Source organism: Undibacterium sp. Di24W (assembly GCF_049340325.1).
Classification (GTDB): domain Bacteria; phylum Pseudomonadota; class Gammaproteobacteria; order Burkholderiales; family Burkholderiaceae_D; genus Undibacterium.
In genome coordinates this window covers 1-21889 of the sequence record NZ_JBMPOP010000001.1, presented here as the reverse complement: position 1 = coordinate 21889, position 21889 = coordinate 1, and the positions used below count along the sequence as shown (strand labels likewise).

Below are 21889 nucleotides of genomic sequence, written 5' to 3'. Positions count from 1 at the left end.
TATAGTGAGTGAGATATTTTTGTTGGAAGTATCTTTTGTGAGAAATTAAATTAGTTTGGAAAGATCTAATGAGTCAAAAAGCGAACGCTGTACCAGGATCACAAGTCGTTACACTGCCTCAAATAACCATATCGAATTCAGGAGTTCCAAGTGCTTCGACGCGAGCAGAACTATCTGTGTCACACCTTCCAGAAATTAAAGTTGATGCACCAACAGATTGGCTTGCGATTGTCGGATTGGTAGCGTCAATTTTGGCATTTGTAGTCACAGCATATATAGTCAAAAAAACGACAGAGCAACAGATCGCATCTATGAAAGCATCTATCGATGCACAAAAAAAGTTTGCTGAAGATAGTGATCGTCAGATCCGAGAGCGAGTGAAGGCAGAAATACTTAGTAAGAACCGTCAAGATTGGATAAATTCACTTCGCGATACGATGGCGCAATATGTTGCGGTGCTTTTGAAGATATCGGATCTACATTCGTTAAAAGTGGGTACCGACCCAGCGAACAACACGTTATCGCCAGAGATAGCGATCAACAATAATCTTGAGTGGTGTCGTCGGCTCAACGAAGAGAAATCAAATTTAGTGAGCCTGAAGTGCAAAATTCATTTGTTGGCTAATCCCACCGAGCCTGAATTCAAGATTCTGCTTAACCGTCTTGATGTCATGCATGAAATGGCGATGGATGAAAAAATGGGTTTACATATTCATACACCAGAATTAATTCAACTTACTCAAATCATTTTGAAGAATGAGTGGGAGCGTGTTAAGGGGCTTGAAGGTTTTGTTTCGTCTCAATGCGACGCCGATTCACTAAAAATCTACGAAACAATCAAATGAACAAATCCAAACTAAAAACCTACGCCCCAGAAGCGCGTCGTGACTATATCCAAGCTGTAACCCAACGCGCTAATCTGTTGGGCTTAAGCGCAACAGAAATCGCTCCCGTCCAAATCACCGGCGACATCGCCATGATCAATGGTCGGCCATGGCCTGCGAGCGTGGTGCAGCAGAGGGACTTGTTGATTAAGCGCGTACAGGTGCAGGGTTTTGCTGCGGTGATGGAGGCGGAGGCCTATGGTTGGTTTAACCGCTTTGCGGCCTTGCGTTATATGGAATTACACGGCTATCTCGATCATGGTTATCGCGTGCTGTCTAACTCCAATAACGCCGACGGTGTGCAGGGTGGTTTGCCAGAGATTTTAGAAAACGCCGCCAGTCTCGATAGCGCCTCTTTGCCCGGCTTAAACCGCGACGAAGTCATACGTCTGAAGCTCGACGGCAATAAAGATAATGAACTCTATCGCCTGCTGCTCACCACGCAATGTAATGCCTTGGCCGAAAGCATGGGCTTTTTATTTGAAACTCTGGGTGACGAAACCGAATTACTCTTACCAGACAATTTGCTCAATACCGATTCCGTCATCGCCAAGATGGTGAACAATATTGACGAAGCCGATTGGGAACAGGTCGAGATCATCGGCTGGCTCTACCAGTTTTATATCAGCGATAAAAAAGACGAAGTCATCGGCAAAGTGGTTAAGTCAGAAGACATTCCGGCAGCCACCCAGCTTTTCACACCCAACTGGATCGTCAAATACCTCACCCAAAACAGCATAGGCCGCTTATGGCTGATGGCGAACCCCAGCTCCAATCTGGTCAGCCAAATGGAGTATTACATCAAGCCAGCCGAGCAAACTCCGGAAGTCAATGCCCAGCTCGATGCCTTGATCCAAACGCGTATGGCGGAAGATGGCAGTAGCCTCAATCCTGAAACCATTACCGTACTCGACCCCGCCTGTGGCTCAGGCCATATCTTGGTCGAAGCCTACGATCTACTCAAAGCCATCTACCTCGAACGCGGCTACCAACCGCGCGCCATTCCGCGCCTGATTTTAGAAAAAAACTTATTCGGCCTCGACATAGACGACCGCGCAGCCCAGCTTGCAGGCTTTGCCTTGCTGATGAAGGCACGTGCCGACGATAGGCGCTTATTTGAAAATAAGTTGGTGCTTAATGTCATGGCACTGCAAGACAGCCATGGTCTCGATGACGAAACTATGGCGCAAACGGTGTTTGATGCGGCTATTGCTTTAGAAGGCGGGGAAGCCCTACCTAGCGGGCAGTTGTTTGGTGGCGGGCAATTAGAGACGCAGCACTCCAGCGGTTTGAAAGTGAATGATTTGCTGGAGTTGATCCAGTTTTTTGAGCATGCTAAGACTTTTGGCTCTTTGTTGACTGTGCCAAACTCATTGACTGCGAAGCTGGATAAGCTAGAGGTATTATTGCGCGATGTGGCGGAAAGAGGCAATTCTTTGGCTCAGTCCTATGCGAATCAAATTCGTGAACATTTTTTGATTCAAGGTTTGATCTTGAGTCGTGCCTATGATGCTGTTATTGCTAACCCACCATACATGGGTGGTAAAGGCATGAATCCGTTGGTAAAAGATTTCGCGAAAAAACGGTTCCCAGATAGTAAATCGGATCTGTTTGCGATGTTCATTGAACGTGGTTTTGGCTGGTGTAAAGCATCTGGTTTTAACAGCATGGTGACGATGCAAAGTTGGATGTTCTTGTCCTCGTACGAAGCGATGCGGGAAAATTTACTTGGCGAGCGTACGATTATAACAATGGCGCATCTCGGCGCACGCGCTTTTACTGAGATTTCGGGTGAGGTGGTACAAACGACAGCATTTGTCTTACAGCGACAGCATCAGCTCGGATTTAAACCAGTGTTTTTCAGATTGATTGAGGGTAATGAACGTGAGAAAGCAATTGCTTTGACATCAGGCTCACATCGGCATGATCAAACGGTTCAGGATGATTTCAAGAAAATACCAAGTAGTCCACTTTCTTATTGGGTTGACCGACGAATAGTAAATTGTTTTCGCTTTGAAAAAGTTTCATCATTTGCTGAAGGTGAAGGAAAAAATGTAACTGCAGACAATGACCGTTTCCTTAGAAATTGGTGGGAAGTTAGCGTTGATCGGGTTGGTCGAAATAGGAAATGGCTTCAATATGCTAAGGGAGGGCCATATAGAAAATGGTGGGGAAATTTAGATTTTGTTATTGATTGGAGTGAGGAGGCGAAAGAGTTTTATGCTAGGAATACTTCTTCAAGGATTATCGATCAGAGATTTTGGTATCGCCCTGGTATCACTTGGACTGACATTACTTCTTCAGGTACAGGGTTCAGATATCTCCCGAGCGATTCCACTTACGATACGACAGGCATTAGCTTTTTCTTGAAGGACGATTCAGGAATAGTAGCAATGCTGTCCGCATTAAATTCAAAGCCCTACTCGCGATTTCTTTCAATAATTAATCCGACAATTCATGCAAATTTGATTGACATAAAAGCTTTGCCAGTTCCCAATTTAGATGCGATTGATGAGCATATCGGAAAGCGCTGTATCGAAATCTCAGAGCTCGATTGGAATTTTTTTGAGATTGCAGAGAAATTTCGCTCACATTCATTGTGTGAACTTAAAGACGGGAATAAGAAACTTAGTGCATCCTATTTAGATTTAAGAGAACGTTGGGAACAGCTCATACGTGAAATTCAGTGTTTAGAAATAGAGAACAATCAAGTATTTATCGGCTCTTTTGGTTTGAAGGAAGTCTTATCACCAGATGTAGCTCAAAGTGATATCACGCTAACCTGCAATCCAAGTTATCGATATCGAGGAATTGAGAACGAAATTGAGCGTGAAGCTGCCTTGTTGGTTTCAACACTACAAGAATTGATTTCCTACGCCATTGGTTGCATGATGGGCCGCTACAGCCTAGATGAACCGGGCTTAATCTACGCCCACGCTGGCAATGTTGGTTTCGACCTCGCGCGCTACACCAAATTCCCTGCAGATGCCGATGGCATCGTACCTGTCACCGATGAATATTGGTTCGACGACGATGCCACCAATCGTGTGCGCGAGTTTTTAATCGCAGTTTGGGGTGAAGCCACCTTAAATGAAAACATGAATTGGCTGGCCGATAGTCTGGGGCGCAAAGCAGGACAAAATGCCGAAGACGCGATCCGCGCCTATATCGCTGGCAGCTTCTTCAAAGATCATCTGAAGACCTACAAAAAGCGTCCTATCTATTGGTTATTCTCTTCAGGCAAACACAAAGCCTTTGAGTGCCTGGTGTACCTACATCGCTATAACGAAGGCACATTGGCACGCATGCGCAATGAATACGTGATTCCGCTAGCAGGCAAATTCGGCGGCCGCGCAGATTTGCTACAAAACCAAATCAACAACGCCAGCACCACGTCCGAACGCAACAAGCTACAAAAAGAACTCGACCTACTCAAGAAAAAACAACTAGAGCTAGCCCAATTCGACGAACAACTCCGCCACTACGCAGACCAACGCATCAGCCTAGACCTAGACGACGGCGTCAAAGTGAACTACGGCAAGTTCGGCAATTTGCTGGCAGAGGTGAAAGCGATTACGGGTGGGGCGGGGGATGATTGAGTCGGTTGATGTGCCTAAGACTGATTTCTCACAGTGGATTGCATTCACTGGTGAAATTAGCCTTGGAGACAATCGCACCGCAATCAATTTTCAAGCGCGTATTGATGAGACGGGGGAGGTGGAATATCAGTTCGAACGAATGACGTTGAACAATCAACTCCGTTTTATCTATCATACGCACGATAATCAGGGCAGTAGATTTGAACAGTTTTCACTTCGCGGTCTTAGTGAAGGTGGCGTGCAACTTGAAACTGATAACCTCATTTTTACTGCAATGAATTCGTCTTTTGGCGAATTGGAAGGCGATTGGTTTCAGCCAACAGCAAGTTCAAGTGTCTCGAATTTTTCTGCGCCTTTGTCGATCATTTCCGACTTGCCCATGATGACATCGCGGCTTCGCGGTTTTCAAGGATTTTACCCTCTAACCGTTGAATGTGCCTTAGGCACGATTTCGATGATAGGCCCTAAAGAACTGGATAACCCGCAACTGGTGAGCGGCGCCTTACAAATTAAGGCGACAAAGTCACCGAGCGATGTATTGGAATGGAAAGTAAAGGCCGATGCGTTACTCGACCACGTTCGACGGGTCATGTCGTTTTCCTCCTCCGCGATTCTGAGTGCACCGATCCGTGAATTTTATGGCGCGTCAGATGTCGAAATTATCGCGTATTCGCAAACGACACAATCGGTAAGTCCGATGCGGATTACGCATTTCTTGAACCAGCAACCGTTTTTCGAGGCCGCTGTTACATCTTTTTTTTGCCCTCCGATTCAAGTTAAGAATCTGTTTTATGCCATTGAATGGTTTGCGATGGATGCCAAATTCAATGAAGTACGGTTGATTAATGCGATGACAGTGATTGAGAATTTGGTGGCCTCGAATCTCGACGAGTCGACAAGCCAGATTTTGCCTAAAAATGAGTTTAAGAAAGCGAAGACGGTATTGAGGGACGCATATACTGAATTCATTAATTTTAAATATTCTGCCAATGGTGAACTTACTAAAAAACTCGTTAAAAATTTTGATGAAAAACTCAATGACCTCAATCGATGCTCAATTATTGATAAGCTGAATGCACTTATCCAACAATGGAAGGTGCCGCTTGATGGAATCAGTGATAAACAAATAGAAGCAGCAAAGAAGGCGAGAGATCTCATCGTGCATCGAGGCCATTATTACGATGAGGATGGTCACCCTAAAGGCGAACTTTGGGATCACTTCACGCTCATCAGAGAGCTCGTTGTACGCATTCTATTTACTGCACTGGGATATCGCGGTCAGTATATTTCTTATGTTGGTGGTACTAAGCATGTGAATTTTCCACCGGATTCAGGACATTGATAAATTGAGGAATGTCTGTGATTGAAGTCATAAATGAACAAACACAATTGGTACTCGAATATTTTCCAGACGATTTTTCTGGTGGAGTATCTTGGGTCGACCGTAAGTTAAAAGAAGATGGTGAAGTGACACTTGGTAAGACTTTTACTTTTTCTCAGGGTCAATTGTTGGTAGATCCAGATATCGAATTAGAGCATGAGACTGGGCGTCGGTTTCTCCTGGCATCGCTTGACGGTGATTATTTTAGGATTGATCAGTCAATACTTAATATTCAGTTTGATTTGTTACTTCATAAATCACTGTGTATTTCAAAGAAATTCTTTATGGCGACCGGAAATATTTCGATTTTTCGTAAGATTGACCATTTCATTGATGAACCAATTGTCGTCGGTGGAGATATGGAGGGGGCTATCCCTCTGAAGGATTTCTATGTTCTGTTGAGAGTTTTTCCAACAAAAACAACTTTGGAACATTATGCTCATTCGAGAATATCTCGAATATTGAAAGACTATTTTGGCACGATGAGTGATGCTGAGCGCAAGCTCGAAGAACATTTAAATCGGAACAGTGCAGAGACGTTTAGTACGGACATCAGGGAGCGCGACGAAGGTGGTCAACTGTCGCCCGCCAGTATCCTTGATGAATACGAGATCATCAAATTTGAATATATTCGGGACAAAATGACTGCGATGCTCAAGGACTCCGAACCTTATACAGAAAAGGCATGGCAGCAATTAATGGTGAAGTTGCTGTTGTTGATTTTCCCTAAATATGTCGCGGTGCTTGAGAATCTACAAATCAAAGACTACTACTCATCTTTAAGTAAGACGACAGATCGCTTTATCGATCTTACGCTTGTCGATGCAAATGGAAATATCGATATTGTTGAGATCAAGAAGCCATTCAGTAACTGTTTGCTTTCAACCAATAAGTACCGTGATAACTATATTCCGAAGAAGGAACTTTCGGGTGCTGTGATGCAGGTCGAGAAGTATGTTTTTCATCTGAATAAATGGGGTGTTGAAGGCGAACGTGAGATTAATAAAAAACGTTCGACAGAGTTACCTCCGGGTATGCAAATTAAGATCACTAATCCGAAAGCAATGATCATATTGGGACGAGATAAAGACTTTGCCGCTGTTCAAAAATTTGATTTTGAAATTATCAAACGCAAGTATGCCAACATCGTCGACATCATGACTTATGACGATCTTCTACAACGACTAGAAAATATTATCGCTAAATTCAAATAAATAGTTAAATTTAGTGACTTAATTAGATTTACCTATTTAAAGTGCTAAATTTAGTGAAATATCGTCATTTGCAATACCTAATTGTTGTTCGCTTGCTGAATCATTTTGATATTCAACGTTCGAAAAGGCTAAAGTGCCTTGTAAGTGGTTATATTTAGCGTATTATTATATTTATCTGCGTTAATTAGCTTTATTTAATTATTTATGAATCTCTTCGAGCTTGGACAATCATTAAAGGATGCCCGTATTCGCCAACAGCTGACTCAGGGTGAGTTGGCTGAGCGAACAGGAGTAAGCTTGTCCAGTATTTCTGGTCTCGAGCGTGGCATTCTTGCCGAGATTGGCGTCGTTAAGTTATTGCAGTTATTTGCTGCTGTTGGTCTTGATTTACAGACACGACCTGCTGGGCAACGTCGAACGTTGGATGATGCAAAACAAGAGCAACGAATTGGCTTGGGGTTGCCGATTGTGATCCAGCAGGCGCCCAGCCAGTTTGTGGTTACCCGCGGAGAACACCTATCGGTGACACCAACTAATACGAATAATCAAGGAAAAGTAAGTCTTCAGAAAGATTCAGTAGCCCGTCAGCGTGTTCGTCATTCGAAAAAGCGCGAGCGCCATGAGTAATTTATTGGACGTCTATGTACTTGATCGAATGGTCGGTGTGCTGAGTGATCATGGTGAGCAGTACGTATTTAATTATTTGCCTGATACGCCGTCAAAATATTTAGTCTCATTGACGATGCCAGTTCGCCTTGAAAGCTATGTGTGGCAGCGGTCTTTATTTCCCTTTTTTCAGCAGAATTTACCTGAGGGTTTTAAGAAGGATGCCATTCGTCAAACACTTGGCCCACATGCCGATGTAACAGATTGGGGCTTACTTGAATTGACGGGTACCAACGTCATTGGGCGGGTAAGAGTGGTGCCGCACGGTACTGCCATTGCAACGGTACTTTCACATATTGAAGTGGCCGCTATTTTGGCGAGCGAAGATTCTCAATCGAGTTTGTTGCGCTATTTGAATGAGGGTGTGCTTGAGGGTATTTCAGGTGTGATGCCTAAGGTGTTAAATTCCAGTGTGAGTGCTAAAGCGACAGTGTGGACCGATGAGCTAATTCTAAAAACAGGAACTCAAGAAATACCTGGGCTTGCGATCAACGAGTATCTGTGCCTCGAAGTTGCGCGTGCTGCTGATCTAAATGTGCCAAAAACGGAATTGTCAGCTGATGGACAGGTATTGGCTGTGGAGCGCTTTGACCGCAAAGGTGGACAACAGCTTGCACTTGAAGACTTTTGTTCAATTGCTGCTTTTGATCCGGTCAATAAATACAAATGCTCGTTAGAGCGCATTGTCGAATTGCATAACGAATATGTTGTCTCGACTCAAAAGCAAGAGAGCGCAAAGCAGTTGTATAAGCTTATCTTACTAAACTACGCCTTGCATAATGGCGATGCGCATTTAAAGAACTTTGCGCTTGTTTATTCCAACTATGATGATGCCGTTCTCGCGCCTGTTTATGACGTGGTTACAACCTCCGCTTACCCACATCTTGAGGATAAGCCTGCATTAAGCTTGCAAGGTAAAAAAGCGTGGTGGATGGGTAAGCAATTGCGCTTATTGGGCAGCACACGCCTGTCATTGTTGTCACGTGATCTTGATGAGGTTGCACAAAGTATTCATCAAGCAATCGATCAGGTAATACCGTTATTGACAGAAATGATTGAGCGTTATCCGTATTTTCGGGAGACGGGTAAACGTATGCTGTTGGAATGGAACGCTGGTAAGCAAGATATAACGATAGGCGCAAAAAAGAGGGTACGAATAGAAAGCGATGCTTTAGAAGAATTGAAACTTTCTGACGTGAAAAAACAGAAGAAGAAAAGTACCTCAATCCCAAATTCACCATTCAAAATGAAGAGATAAGAAACAAGGTAATGTATGTCGCAATTACAGATAAAAACAGTTCTGAGTGGTTTGTTTAGCGAGAGCCGCATTGTGTTTTGGAATGACGCTGAGCAGGAATTTTTCAGCGACATTCACTCGCATGTGCCAGACGGTGTCACGCTGCTGATGCTTGATGATGAGCCTAAGTTGGCAGTTAAGAAGCAACTAGAATTTGAAGATCGCACGGGGCAGTATCTCATCTACAGCAAAGAGCCAGAGCCTTTGCCAGAAGAAGATTGGTTGTTAAATATTCGTCTCTGTAGCCGAATATTTAGGGCTGATGCTGTTTCGATACAGCTAGACGAGCTTGGCTTGGTGAACCAAGTAATGCGCGAACATCTCAAACGCCGTAGTAAGTTTTTGCGGAACAAGGATCGCGTCGAAAAATTGAAGAAACTGACAGCACCCCTCGATGACGAGCCAACACTCGATTTGAAGATGATGGCTGTTTTGCTGCGAGCAGATCAAGTTGAGCCATTTGCAATGTTGTATAAGCTATTCTCAAGCTTGGTTGTCGATGGAGAAGCCGAGTTGGATGAAGTGCCAAAGCTACTGACGGAAATCACAAATCTCGACTTGGAAGTACCGTTTTGGAGTATGGTGCGCGAGCAGTTTGGGTACCAAGCTGACGATCGCAGTTTGCGTGATTTGCTATTTCACTTATTTGTCAGTGACTTTGCAATGACGAGGCATGGTGCTTTTCCGGCTTCGTTACAAAATTTTGTTTTGGAAGATAACAAAAAGCTGCCTCAAGTTGCCGTGTTTTGTGATCGCTGGCGAAGAGATTTGAATCTCTTCGCTGGCTACGATGTAATCAGCGAACAAATTGCACAGGAACTGAATATTCCTCAAAACCTTAATGATTGTGACCATTTGGGCCTGTTGGACGTGCAGACTTTTGCCGATGTTGAAAAGCGTATTTTGGTAGGCTTGCGAGATGTTATTCAACAAGACGATATCGCTGCGCTCGCTCACGTTCAAGCGATCGCAGCAAAGCGCCGAGATGGGCACTGGGCAAATACGGTCCTCGCATCGCATAACACCATCATTAAAGCGTTTGGCGCTTGCTACGATGCGATAGAGGCTGCGGCTAGCTTCAGTGAACTCTCGGCTCCATACACAAAAGGTTTTAGTTACCCCACTGCGGAAACGATGTTTGCTGCCTACCAAAAGGAGTTATACCGCTTCGATCAGTGCTATCGTCGTTTTATGTACTCAAACGATGTGGTTGAGCTTAACGGTTGGACGTTTTTGCAGACCTTGAAGACTTGGATGGGCGGTCAATATGCTTCAGTGATGTCCCAGCTTTCGTCAACATGGGGACGCTTTGTCGCGGCTGATGATGGTTTGCTCACCAACTGGCAGTTACACGATAGTCGTAATCAACAGAATTTTTTCAACGATTACGTCAAGCCTTATATCGATGGAGGAGCGAAGAATCGTGCTTTTGTTCTGATTAGTGATGCGCTTCGGTATGAAGTCGCCCAAGAAATATTGGCGCGTGCAGTTTCTACTAATCGGTTCAAAGCAAATTTGGATGGGGTACTAGGTGTACTTCCCTCGTATACGGCATTGGGGATGGCTGCGCTATTACCGCACAAACGGCTTGACTATAAGGCTACCGCAAATGCGGATGTATTGGTAGATGGCAAACCAACCGTATCCCTCGATCAACGCTCTGCGATTTTGCAAGGCCATGATGGTATCGCGATCAAATCTGATGAATTAGTCGCGATGGGTAAAGAGGCTGGACGCGACTTCGTACGACCCTACAAAGTTGTTTATCTCTACCACGACCAGATTGATGCAATTGGAGATAAACAGGCAACCGAGTCAGAGACCTTTAACGCGTGTCAGAAGGCAATCAATGAAATTGAGGCCGTAATTAAGTATGTGATCCATAACCTTAATGGTTCAGTTGTCTTCGTAACGGCGGATCATGGTTTTATTTATCAAGAGGAAGACTTAGAGGCCGCGGATAAGAGCAGCTTAGATGAAAAACCAGCGGGAACATTGAAAGCCAAGAAGCGCTATTTGTTAGGCGAGAATTTAGTTAGTTCAAGCAAAGCATGGTGCGGCAATACGAACGTAACAGCAGGCACCACCGAGGGACTTGATTTCTGGGTTCCGAAGGGCGCTAATCGATTCCACTTTACTGGTGGCGCTCGATTTGTTCACGGTGGTGCGATGTTGCAAGAGATCGTCGTACCCGTGTTGACAGTACGTGTGACCGACAACGAAAAATCGAAAGTGCGACCAGTTGAGATTACCTTGATGGGATCGGTCAGAAAAATTGTTACGAACCGCCAAAAATTTGAGTTCATTCAAACTGAAGCTGTGACCGATAAAATTCTGCCGAGAATAGCTTTGATCTCATTGCGTGATCCCGAGAACGATCGGTTAATTAGTAATGAAGCGACAGTCAGTTTTGATAGTTCTTCCAATCTGATGGATGAACGCAAGAAAACGGTAATGCTCACCGTATTAGGCGGCACCTATGACAAGAATAAAGATTATGCATTGGTGATACGGGATGCCAATACGAAGGCGGAAATTGATCGCGTTAATTTCCGTATTGATCTCGCACTGAGTAACGATTTCTAAAGAATAGATAAGACCATGGACCAAACTGCTCAAGTTGATGCAACCGTAGACACGGCAACGCTCGATAACCTTCTCAACCAACATTTCGCGGGACGCGTAGTGAGAAAAGACCTCACGAAAATGGTGAAGGAGGGGGCGAACGTGCCAGTTTATGTACTGGAGTATTTGCTAGGTATGTATTGCGCATCTGATGATGCGGACGTGATTCGTGAGGGGCTGGTGACAGTTAAGCGAATACTAGCCGAGAACTACGTACGTCCGGACGAGGCGGAAAAGATCAAGAGTAAGATCCGCGAACAAGGTACTTACAAGATCATCGACAAAATCACAGTGAAGCTTAACGATAAGCGCGACGTTTATGAAGCTTTACTTTCGAACCTTGGTGTGACGGGCGTCGAAGTTGATAGCTCTGACGTTAAAGAATTTGAAAAACTGCTCGCTGGCGGTATTTGGTGCATCGTCACCTTAAATTATTTCTTTGAAGAGAATCAAAAAGGCTCACCATTCCGCATGGTTGATTTAAAGCCTATCCAAATGCCGAATATGGATATGGATGCCTTGAAGGACGGGCGTAAGTATTTTACTGAAGAGCAGTGGATTGAAGTTCTCTTGCGTTCGACGGGGATGGAACCAGCCCATTTCAAAGTGCGTGCGAAATGGCATTTGTTAGCGCGCATGATTCCATTAGTCGAAAACAACTATAACGTTTGTGAACTTGGTCCACGTGGTACAGGTAAGAGTCACATTTACAAAGAAATTAGTCCGAACTCGATTTTGGTGTCGGGCGGGCAAACGACGGTTGCAAACCTTTTTTATAACATGGGCAGTCGTAAAGTTGGTTTGGTTGGATTGTGGGATGTTGTTGCCTTCGATGAGGTTGCTGGGGTGAATTTTAAAGACCATGACGGTGTTCAGATAATGAAGGACTATATGGCTTCTGGGTCGTTCTCTCGTGGTCGCGACTCGATTAGTGCATCAGCATCGATGGTGTTCGTCGGTAATGTAAATCAAAGCGTGGAATCCTTAGTAAAGACAAGCCATCTGTTTGCACCATTTCCAGATGCAATGATAGACACGGCATTTTTTGATCGCTTCCATTGCTATATTCCTGGCTGGGAGATTCCTAAAATGCGCCCGGAGTTCTTTACGAATCAGTACGGTATGATTGTTGATTATCTTGCAGAGTATTTGCGTGAGATGCGTAAAGTGTCGTTTGCCGATGCAATTGATAAATTCTTCAAGCTAGGAAGTAATTTAAATCAGCGCGATACAATTGCTGTGCGAAAGACAGTTTCGGGACTATTGAAGCTGCTCTATCCGCAAGGTAATTATACGAAAGAGGCTGTAGGTCGGTGCTTGGAATATGCGTTAGAAGGGCGCCGCCGTGTTAAAGAGCAATTGAAGAAACTGGGTGGCATGGAGTTTTATGATGTGCACTTCAGCTATATTGACAACGATACATTGGAAGAGCATTTTGTTTCTGTTCTCGAGCAAGGTGGCGGTGGCTTGATCCCAGAGGGACAGTTAAAGCCAGGCACGTTGCACACGATTGCGCCTAGTGCCAGTGGCATGCTAGGTGTCTATCGCATTGAATTACAATCGACGCCGGGCAACGGAAAATTATCACTATCAGGCCTTGGATCAAGCGCAAATACAAAGGAGCCGATCCGTATCGCGTTCGATTATTTCAAGGCGAACGTCGGTCGTGTTAGCGCATCGGCTAAGGTCAATGATCATGACTTCCACCTGTCTGTACTTGAACTTAATAACACAGGGCCAACAGATCAAATGACATTGCCTGCCTTCGTCGCTCTGAGCTCAGTGTTGATGAACCGCCCAATCCAATCGCAAATGGTCGTGCTAGGCAATATGAGTTTAGGCGGCAATGTTGCGCCAGTTCAGAATCTCGCAGAGTCAATGCAGGCGGCGTTTGATTCAGGTGCAAAGCGTATCCTTATTCCAATGAGCAGCGTATCGTCGATCGCTACGGTGCCAGGCGAGCTCTTCTCAAAATTTCAAACTAGCTTTTACTCAGACCCGGTTGATGCGGTATTTAAAGCGCTGGGTGTAGAGTAAATCGCTAATTGGTTAAAGGGCTTGGATGCTGGAAAGCTGCATATAATGATTGCACTGTTCTAGCATCCCTCCGTTAAGCCATTGTCGCTTGTTGACTCTTTGTTTTTAGAAAATCGTGTGATATTTTGGCGAATGGGAAACGGGGTTAAAATCTCAGTTGGTATTGGATGATCACTCGATCTTGAGAGCTGTTTTTGGCCATAACGTTTTTGCGTTCGAGTTGATCTGTGACCCAGACTTTGTGCAACAGTATCTTGGTCACCGGTGGCTTTCATGTCTGAAGCAAATGCATGCCTAAATGAGTATGGCGTTATTGGTACTTTAAGCTTTGGCCAAAGTTCTGCCGCAAAACGGCTGATTGCGGACGAGAACGCTTTTTCATTTTGAATTTTTAGGACTGTCGATCCCCCCATCTCTTTGGCAAAGTTAATCAAAGGAGAAAGCAGCGCATTGCTTGCGTCAGCCGAAAAAGTGAGATGACGGTACTTTTGACCATTTTCATCTGTAACTTTTGCACCGTGAATTTCAAGTACGAAATTTTCAATTTGATCGACGACGACTGACTTGATCAAAATGCCCAATTTCATTTCATGCGGTCTGCAACCGCAAATTGCCAGTGCTAACGTTTGGAAGAAATATTTGCTCGATATCATTCGATAACATAGTTGTTTTCGCCAATCGACTGGCAATCCAGATAACGAACCTCGCTTTGATTTTCTACTTTCTATGGATTTGATTTGAGACGATGGCGGCATTGCGTTTATTTCTGCCAGTTCACATTTTAGTTTGTGTATTGTCGATTTTGATTGTTGAAAGGTGTCAGTGTCATTCTCGGAGATGGCTATGCGAGCCTTTTCATGTTCCTTTCTTAGTTTGATACAGATCGAGTATCGACATGCTGCCAACTTTGAATAGTATGTATTTTTTCTTTTTGATTGATACAAAACATCGCAGAATGCTATGCCGTTTTCATAATCAATTTTTGATGCCATGTTTTCATAAATTTTCGCGTAGCATTGGCGTGTTGCCTCATTGATAGTGGCTTGGGATATCGAGTCTATTTTGGACCAGAGATTCTCGAAAAGGCTGTCCAAGGTAGCTTGGTTGTCTAGTTGAGTATTCATATGTTCCTACAGTGTTTGCGGTAGCTATTAGCGTTTTTTACTGGTAAATTTCAAGATTTTTTTAATATTGTCTAAATGTTTTTTTGTTTCTTTTTGATCTTGGGGAAGTCCAATATCGTTCTCTATTCGAAGATAATGGTTGCTCTCGCTTTGCTTGCGTACCTTCTGAGTTTCTCGATTTTTAGCGATCGCAGGCCCGAACTCAGGCATAAATTCGTCCAGCTTTGCTGACTTGAATAGTGCAAGAAGCCACGCACGTTTTGAATGAATGTCACCATGATTTCCAGCTTGAATCTGGCTTAAAACGCCCGCAAATTCATCTGCAATTTGCTGATGAATTAGTGGTGAAATGCTTTGAGAGAACTTCATGCTCACCTTTGTAAATATTGATCGGTGATGGTGAAGCATTGGGTGCGAGAGGTCGAGCTCAAATGATTCGAATTTATTTTCATTCGCAATCTCGTGCTGTTCATCGTTGAGACTAGCACTTTTTTCAATTGTTTTAGTACAAGGTGACTTTTGTTGTTGTGTTTTCTTTTTTAAAAACTCTTCTTGAAAACCACTTTTATCGACGCCTTCACCATTGCTGGATTTGCCGTCGATGGTGGCTTCATCATTTACGATTTTCTTGGAAAATTTTTCGTCCAAATAAGGTATCCCACAGAGCGGATGGAATGATGTAAACCACTTCCACACCCCATTTCCCAATCGTTTTTTTCTTCGCACGAGGTACCCGTGTTGCTCTAGCTCTTTGATTATCTTTTTCGTTGAATCTCTTCCGAGGTGTTCACTATCTTTTGATTTGACTCGCAGTACCTCATGTAGTTTTGTGGCGGAGAAGTTCCACGTAGCCGACATCGATAGTAAATGGATAGCAACAGCACGCGAAGCGTAGGTAAGGCGCTCGTCGCGAATTAGTGAAAGGGGAATACTCTTCCAAAATACTTTGTTTGCATCGGCTAAGTCGATTTTCATTTATCCACTCCTTTATTTTTTTTTGTCTCCCGTTGCTGTGTTGATTTTTCAAGATACTCTTCTATTTCATGTTGATAAAAACCAATCGCAGAACGTGGTGCGGAGCCGATCCGAATGAGGCGCGGAAAGGATTGATCTTTCTTGATTCGACGCCACATCGTTGCTGGACTCACGCCCAATTTCTTTGCGGCTTCTTTCATACGTACGATTTGATGATTCATTTAATTCTTCCTTTCAAAAAGATGAGTAATGCGAAGTCAATATCAATCAACAGAGAATCAATATCAACACAAAATTTTTGTCTCAAATTGAAGGAGATAGAATTATTTTTCAGTGTTTCGATATCTAATAAAACTCCGAGTTTGGGTTGGGTTTTAGCTATGTGATTACAATAAAAATCACGGTGTCGAATTCATTTTTCTAACAAAATCTTTTTCAAAAAAATCAGAAAATCATTACGACAAAAATTTAACAACCGTGGAAGTCAGTAATGGCGCCGATTGTTGAAAAATGGATATGGAAAAAATGTGAGTTTTTTTGCGAAAATAGGGTGAACCAAATATTTTCTTATTGTGTTGTATTTGTCCGACAATTAATCGTGAAGCGTCGAAGTTGAAGACCAATTCTCGATTGATTCTTCTGAGTAATCTCGAATCACGCATCAGTTTTATGTTCGCGACACAATTTGTCGCAGATTCACAATATTGTTCAACCTATGTCGAGTATGAAGAAACCGCTTTAGATGACAGTCGATTCCTTCTTATAAAGCGTAGTTCTTCGACGAAACAGTGTCGTTAACCATCGAAAATTATTGGGAGAACAATTGTGACTAAGAGGAGAGTGCAGACTCTGTGTCTGTTAGCAGTTTTTGTTTTATCTGGGTGTGCAACCACGGGTGTAAACTATCGGCCAATAGTTGATTCCAAAAGTATCGACATGAACAAGTTTGAGCTTGATCTGAATGAATGCCGACAATTCGCGTTACAAACTGCTGGCGCCGCCGAACGAGCGGCTTCCGGTGCCGCTGCTGGCGCTATTTTGGGTGCGCTTTTGGCAGCCGCAGCGGGAATTAAATATGATCGCGGAAGTATCGCGAGAGTGGGTGCGTTGAGTGGTGCAGTCGGTGGAGCAGCAGAGGGTGAAACCGATCAACGACACATTATTCGTCGATGTCTCAGCGGTCGTGGGTATGTTGTTTTGCAATGAAGCAGTTTTGTCAGATTGAAATTTAGATGGATTTAATGTGAATTTTCAATTTGACGCTCACTCTCATAAAGAGATCCGCAACTTATCCAGATAGTCGGCCCATCGTTGCATCATTTCACGCCGTGCCGGGAGATGGGCAGTCCTATTGTAAGCGCGGCCGTTTGGGTCTATGACCGCGTGGGCGAGTTGATGTTCGATCAAATCAACTCGCTCCCCAAGAACTTCATCCAAAATAGTTCGTGCCATTGCCCGAAAACCGTGTCCAGTCATTGTTTCTTTGTCGAATCCGATCGTGCGTAGTGCTGCGTTGACTGTGTTTTCACTCATAAATCTATCGTCCGTTCTGATGCTCGGAAATACATATTTTCGATGACCTGTTAATTTGTGCAGCTCTTTGAGGATCGCCAATGCTTGATGCGATAATGGGACGATGTGTTCAATGCCCATTTTCATGCGAGGTCCAGGGATGCACCAAACTGCGTTATCAAGATCAAACTCTGCCCACTCAGCACCACGCAATTCACCGGGGCGTACAAAAAATAAAGGCGCTAACTTAAGTGCTGCGACAGCAAATGGATGCCCTGAGTATCCGTGTATGGCTCTTAATAGGGCAGCTGCTTCTTTCGGATCAGTGATTGCTGCATAGTTTGTTCGCTGTGGAGGAGGGAGTGCACCTCTTAGGTCAACTGTGACGTCTCTTTCAGCAACCCCAGTCGCAACGGCATAACGAAAAATCTGACTACACAGGCTTTTGACTCGATGGGCCGACTCTACTGCGCCACGAGCCTCAATTTTTTGAACGGTTGCAAGTATATCTCGCGGCCCTAATGTCGAAATTGGCACTTTCCCAATGTAGGGGAAGACGTGATTATGTAACCAAGCAGTATTTTTTTTGTGGGTTTTGTCAGATTTTGTTGAGTTGATTTTCACAAGCCACTCATTAGCGACTTTTTCAAACGTAAATTCAGCCGACTTAATTCGATCTAGCTTCTCTTTTCGCTTCGTTTCGGCAGGGTCAATATTCTCGGCAAGCAGCTCTTTCGCTTCTTCTCGTCGCTTGCGCGCTTTCAATAATGAAACTTCAGGGTAGACGCCAAGTGCCAAAGTTTTTTGCTTATTGGCGAAACGATAATTTAGCCGCCAATATTTGCCTGCAGCCTTTACCAAGAGAAAAAGCCCATGCCCGTCGGTATGTTTGTCTCCCGCAGGTGCACCGCTATGTTTAACATTACGTATGAATGTGTCTGTAAGAGCCATGAAATCCCCTTTGTTGGTACCTGATTTGGGGTAGCATCGAAGTACCAACAGAAATACCATCAAAATATTGAGATTTGATGATATCGGGTGAGACTGTTTTAGACAACAAAAAACCCACAATGCAGTTAAACATGTGGGTTAAGAGTCGATTTGATACTTGTTGAGACAAGTAAATGGTGCCGAGAGCCGGAATCGAACCGGCACGCCTTGCGGCGCTGGATTTTGAGTCCAGTGCGTCTACCAGTTCCGCCATCTCGGCAACGCATGAACAGAATTATGACAGGATGATCCGATTATTGCAAGCACTTGGCCTAAATTGCTGTTATATTTTACGGTTTCGCTCTTTGAAAACGCTTGTTTGCTTAATTATTCAGCAAATCTTGTTTTTGACGTCTTGGGCTATATTTCACTAGCGATTCATTTCTTTTCTACTTTTCTGTAGAGCGTAAAGAACTCATCCTTATCCGCAGCACGTTGGCCTTCCCAAATCATTTCCCAAGTGCCGGGGAAGTCTTTGTCTACGGGACCTTTTATTTGGCCCTGGAAGCGGCGATTGCCTTGCGTGAGCAGCAAGTCACAATTTTGTTCATTAAAGCCGGCAAAATGCGCGCCGCTGAAATAGGCGAAGGAGGCGCGTTGTGATGGGCCGAGTTTGCTGTCTATGCACCGGTAGGGCGTACTGATTTTTTGTGTCATATCTTGCGCCACGATGGAGTAGCTGACGCGGTGATTGACCAGTGGTAGCCACAAGGACATTAGTAAGAACCAGCATAAAATCACGCCGCCACTAGACAATACAACAGCACGCCATAGTACCGATGGTTGGCGCGAAATGCGCCAGTACACAATGCGGAACCAGATAATGCTGACGACCAGAGCGATGATGAACGTGAATGCATTAAAGCTTGGTGTAAAGCCCGGTGCCCAACTGAGTACCTTGGCGCTCGTCCTAGCTGGCCAGCCTGTTTGCGCCGCGATCCAACCAAACCAAAATAGGCCAGCCGCGCCTGTCATCACCATCACCGCGAACCAGTCTACGGCATTGATGGCACTGCGCTTCATGGTCGGCAATCCAAATGCAGCCAAAATGGCTAATGGCGGTAATAGGGGAAGTAAGTAACCTTCTTCATGCGTGCGATTGAGTAGCGCCAGGATCGTGAAGCAGATCAAGAATCCTAAAGGCAAGGAAATATGTAATGCGCGTTCTTGTTTGCGCCAAGCGAAAATAGCCCATGCAGCGAAAGGCCATGCTGGCCAAGCGAACCAGATGCTGTAACCGAGGAAATGTTTAAAGTTGTCAAAAATTGGAAAGCCGATTTGACGGTAATTCCAATCCATCCAGCCTCCCAATGGGGAACTGGCATAGGGCTGAATTTGTTGCAAGGCAAAAAGCCATGCTCCGACAATCAAGAGACTAATAGGTAGACTTAGGCCAAGCAGGTACTTGTAGAGCGGCTGTTTGCGATAAATGCATACAGCCAGCAAAGTGACAAGTAATCCTGCAGGTGAAACCCAGCCGCGGGTAAGCACCAGCAAACCAAAGATAAGACCTATCTTGATTGCGGTGATTTTTTGTGGAAGATCGAAGAAACGTATGCAGAGATACAGCGTATATGCAATTAAAGCGATGTATAGAGGACCCGTGCTGGTGGTATGGCTGGGTAGTAAAAGGCCAAGGCAGCCGAGATAGATCAACAAGGCACCGTCCGCCAAAGTTCGACCAAAATCGCTGGGCTCTGGTTGACCACCAAAGGCTAGTTTTAAAGGCTGTGCTTCTTGGCGACGCCCTAATAGGTAGGTGCAATACCAGACTGATATTGATCCAATCAAAAAGGCCACGCCAGTTGAGATGCGTGCGGCCATGGGGTCTCCAATAAGACCACCAAATAATTTAATGCAAAGTGCACCTAGCCAAAAGGCGAGGGGGCCTTCTTCTGGCATGGGTAAGCCGACAATGTGTGGCCATAACCAGTCGTGCAAATTGCCATGTGCCATCGTCCACATCACGCCAAAGCTGGCAGCATCAACACCTTTCCATGGGTCGCGGCCAATTAATCCGGGCAATATATAGAGCAGGCAGAGCGCAAAAATACTCCAGCGTGGCAGAGCAATAGTGGCAGCGGCAGGCAGGCGGACTGGTTTCATAGATCTTTTCGATAGAGAAATGAGCGCTTCGTTTCCCCACTTGTGTGTCGGTGCGCGATAACGCGGCGGCTGTCCGACAGATTGAAGCAGAGGAATGTAGATGACGTCTAGTGTAAAACTTGATGATACAAAAAAGGCAGCCTGAGCTGCCTTTTTTTACTGCTGATGTAACTTTGTCGCATCGTCGTACTATCCGACAAAATGCGCCATATCGCAAATTATTGGTTAGAAATAGCTGTCTTAGAACCAACAGTACCAAATTTCTTACGGAATTTATCAACGCGACCTGCAGTATCAACAATTTTGTGTTTACCAGTGTAGAAAGGATGGGATTCCGCAGAAACCTCGATCTTTACTAATGGGTAAGTTGCGCCTTCGAATTCGATCGTGTCACGTGTATTGATTGTAGAACGTGTGATGAATTTGAAATCGTTAGATACATCGTGGAACAAAACTTCACGATAATTTGGGTGGATACCGTCTCTCATGCTTGCCTCAAAAAATAGTTTGGTAGCCAATACGCACTTCGGCGGTCGTCTTGCTTCTTGACCCGATTGCTTATCACTTGCCAGGGTTTAATCTTATAAAAAGTTTCTTAGCGTTAAGCTAAGCCCGTAATTATACAATAAAATCATAGGATTGCACGATTTTGAGCGTGTTAGCAGGCTTCAAGGAAAAGTATGTCAACAAATATCCAGGCAGGAATGAGTACGGTACTTCATGTGGTCGAAGTTATCGGTGTGTTTGTTTTTGCCAGCTCTGGCTTGGTGGAGGCTAGACGTAAGAAGATGGATCTGGTCGGGGTCTTTACCGTGGCGTTTATTACGGCTTTTGGTGGCGGTACGGTGCGAGATATCTTGTTGGACCGACGACCTTTGTTTTGGATAGCAAATTATGAATACCCAACCTTGGTGTTTATTTTTTGTTTGTTGGTATCGCCATTTTTTCGTCAACTGCGTCAGGTTGTTACCGAAAAAGTCATTCTTTACGCCGATGCGCTTGGTTTAGGTTTGTTTAGTATCGGCGGTACTTCATTGGCTTATGAAATGCACATGCCTTTATTTGTCTGTGTGATGATGGGCGTGATCACGGGTATTTTTGGTGGTGTGCTCAGGGATGTAATTTGTAACGAAATTCCTATGGTATTTCGCCGTGGCCAGTTGTATGCCAGTTGTGCTTTTCTTGGTTCTTGGGCTTATCTATTGTTGGCCTTGCTCGGTGTCGCTGAGCTTAGCGCTGTGTTAAGCGGTATTGCACTCACTGTGATTCTGCGTTTGTTGGCAGTGCGCTTTGACTGGAAGCTACCAGGTTAAGTTTTGATTTTTCGAGCTGGCAGGCTTAATTTGTACCTGTGACCCGTCCTGAAATAGATTGACAGTTTTCTTCGTGATTGAAAGGAACGTCAATGAAATCAACAGAACGCAGGAGCCAAAGAGATTACACCTTGGCCTTTAAATTATCAGTGGTTGATCAGGTAGA

General features: G+C 44.5%; 16 protein-coding genes and 1 tRNA gene. 10 read left to right on the top strand and 7 right to left on the bottom strand.

Going from position 1 to position 21889, the window contains the following annotated elements; genetic code table 11:
* The first annotated feature begins 68 nt into the window (after window positions 1-68).
* The 8 genes from ACO0KZ_RS00085 to brxL all read left to right on the top strand — a co-directional run bounded on the left by ACO0KZ_RS00085 (window position 69) and on the right by brxL (window position 13703).
* The gene (locus ACO0KZ_RS00085; protein ID WP_422991495.1) at window positions 69-845 is read left to right on the top strand and encodes a hypothetical protein; all 777 of its coding nucleotides are present in this window, start codon (window positions 69-71) and stop codon (window positions 843-845) included.
* Window positions 842-4483 carry a BREX-1 system adenine-specific DNA-methyltransferase PglX gene (gene pglX / locus ACO0KZ_RS00080; RefSeq protein WP_422991493.1) on the top strand — a complete coding sequence of 1214 codons (3642 nt, stop codon included), beginning with the start codon at window positions 842-844 and terminating at the stop codon, window positions 4481-4483. The genes ACO0KZ_RS00085 and pglX overlap by 4 nt, the downstream gene beginning before the upstream one ends.
* Complete coding sequence (locus ACO0KZ_RS00075; RefSeq protein WP_422991491.1) at window positions 4476-5825, top strand: hypothetical protein; 1350 nt, start codon at window positions 4476-4478, stop codon at window positions 5823-5825. The genes pglX and ACO0KZ_RS00075 overlap by 8 nt, the downstream gene beginning before the upstream one ends.
* 17 nt (window positions 5826-5842) lie before the next feature.
* Window positions 5843-7078 (top strand): Shedu immune nuclease family protein, encoded by a 1236-nt coding sequence (locus tag ACO0KZ_RS00070; protein WP_422991489.1) that lies wholly within the window; start codon window positions 5843-5845, stop codon window positions 7076-7078.
* Between the two features lie 204 nt (window positions 7079-7282).
* Window positions 7283-7705 (top strand): helix-turn-helix domain-containing protein, encoded by a 423-nt coding sequence (locus ACO0KZ_RS00065; RefSeq protein ID WP_422991487.1) that lies wholly within the window; start codon window positions 7283-7285, stop codon window positions 7703-7705.
* Window positions 7698-9002: a type II toxin-antitoxin system HipA family toxin gene (locus ACO0KZ_RS00060; protein ID WP_422991485.1), complete on the top strand. Its 1305-nt coding sequence runs from the start codon at window positions 7698-7700 to the stop codon at window positions 9000-9002. The genes ACO0KZ_RS00065 and ACO0KZ_RS00060 overlap by 8 nt, the downstream gene beginning before the upstream one ends.
* A 15-nt stretch (window positions 9003-9017) precedes the next feature.
* Window positions 9018-11627 carry a BREX-1 system phosphatase PglZ type A gene (pglZ, locus tag ACO0KZ_RS00055; protein WP_422991483.1) on the top strand — a complete coding sequence of 870 codons (2610 nt, stop codon included), beginning with the start codon at window positions 9018-9020 and terminating at the stop codon, window positions 11625-11627.
* Between the two features lie 15 nt (window positions 11628-11642).
* The gene (gene brxL / locus ACO0KZ_RS00050) at window positions 11643-13703 is read left to right on the top strand and encodes a protease Lon-related BREX system protein BrxL (protein WP_422991481.1); all 2061 of its coding nucleotides are present in this window, start codon (window positions 11643-11645) and stop codon (window positions 13701-13703) included.
* Window positions 13704-13762: 59 nt separating this feature from the next.
* On the opposite strand, the gene ACO0KZ_RS00045 is transcribed toward brxL, so the two are convergent.
* The 3 genes from ACO0KZ_RS00045 to ACO0KZ_RS00035 are packed head-to-tail and all read right to left on the bottom strand — an operon-like array spanning window position 13763 to window position 16023.
* The gene (locus ACO0KZ_RS00045; protein WP_422991479.1) at window positions 13763-14827 is read right to left on the bottom strand and encodes a site-specific integrase; all 1065 of its coding nucleotides are present in this window, start codon (window positions 14825-14827) and stop codon (window positions 13763-13765) included.
* Window positions 14828-14854: 27 nt separating this feature from the next.
* The gene (locus ACO0KZ_RS00040) at window positions 14855-15802 is read right to left on the bottom strand and encodes a hypothetical protein (RefSeq protein WP_422991478.1); all 948 of its coding nucleotides are present in this window, start codon (window positions 15800-15802) and stop codon (window positions 14855-14857) included.
* The gene (locus ACO0KZ_RS00035; protein ID WP_422991476.1) at window positions 15799-16023 is read right to left on the bottom strand and encodes a helix-turn-helix transcriptional regulator; all 225 of its coding nucleotides are present in this window, start codon (window positions 16021-16023) and stop codon (window positions 15799-15801) included. The genes ACO0KZ_RS00040 and ACO0KZ_RS00035 overlap by 4 nt, the downstream gene beginning before the upstream one ends.
* 715 nt (window positions 16024-16738) lie before the next feature.
* Between ACO0KZ_RS00035 and ACO0KZ_RS00030 the strand changes: the two genes are divergently transcribed.
* Window positions 16739-17008 carry a hypothetical protein gene (locus ACO0KZ_RS00030; protein ID WP_422991474.1) on the top strand — a complete coding sequence of 90 codons (270 nt, stop codon included), beginning with the start codon at window positions 16739-16741 and terminating at the stop codon, window positions 17006-17008.
* A gap of 63 nt (window positions 17009-17071) precedes the next feature.
* On the opposite strand, the gene ACO0KZ_RS00025 is transcribed toward ACO0KZ_RS00030, so the two are convergent.
* The 4 genes from ACO0KZ_RS00025 to ACO0KZ_RS00010 form a co-directional block, all read right to left on the bottom strand.
* Window positions 17072-18265: a tyrosine-type recombinase/integrase gene (locus tag ACO0KZ_RS00025; protein ID WP_422992743.1), complete on the bottom strand. Its 1194-nt coding sequence runs from the start codon at window positions 18263-18265 to the stop codon at window positions 17072-17074.
* A 174-nt stretch (window positions 18266-18439) separates the two neighbouring features.
* Window positions 18440-18524 (bottom strand) — tRNA-Leu (locus ACO0KZ_RS00020).
* A 158-nt stretch (window positions 18525-18682) separates the two neighbouring features.
* Window positions 18683-20410, bottom strand: a complete 1728-nt coding sequence (locus tag ACO0KZ_RS00015) for an ArnT family glycosyltransferase (RefSeq protein ID WP_422991472.1) — start codon at window positions 20408-20410, stop codon at window positions 18683-18685.
* 218 nt (window positions 20411-20628) lie between these two features.
* A complete protein-coding gene (locus tag ACO0KZ_RS00010; RefSeq protein WP_422991467.1) occupies window positions 20629-20898 on the bottom strand; it encodes a type B 50S ribosomal protein L31 in 270 nt (89 codons plus the stop codon).
* A gap of 192 nt (window positions 20899-21090) precedes the next feature.
* On the opposite strand from ACO0KZ_RS00010, the gene ACO0KZ_RS00005 reads away from it, so the two are divergent.
* Window positions 21091-21723, top strand: a complete 633-nt coding sequence (locus tag ACO0KZ_RS00005; protein ID WP_422991465.1) for a trimeric intracellular cation channel family protein — start codon at window positions 21091-21093, stop codon at window positions 21721-21723.
* The last annotated feature ends 166 nt before the right edge of the window (window positions 21724-21889 follow it).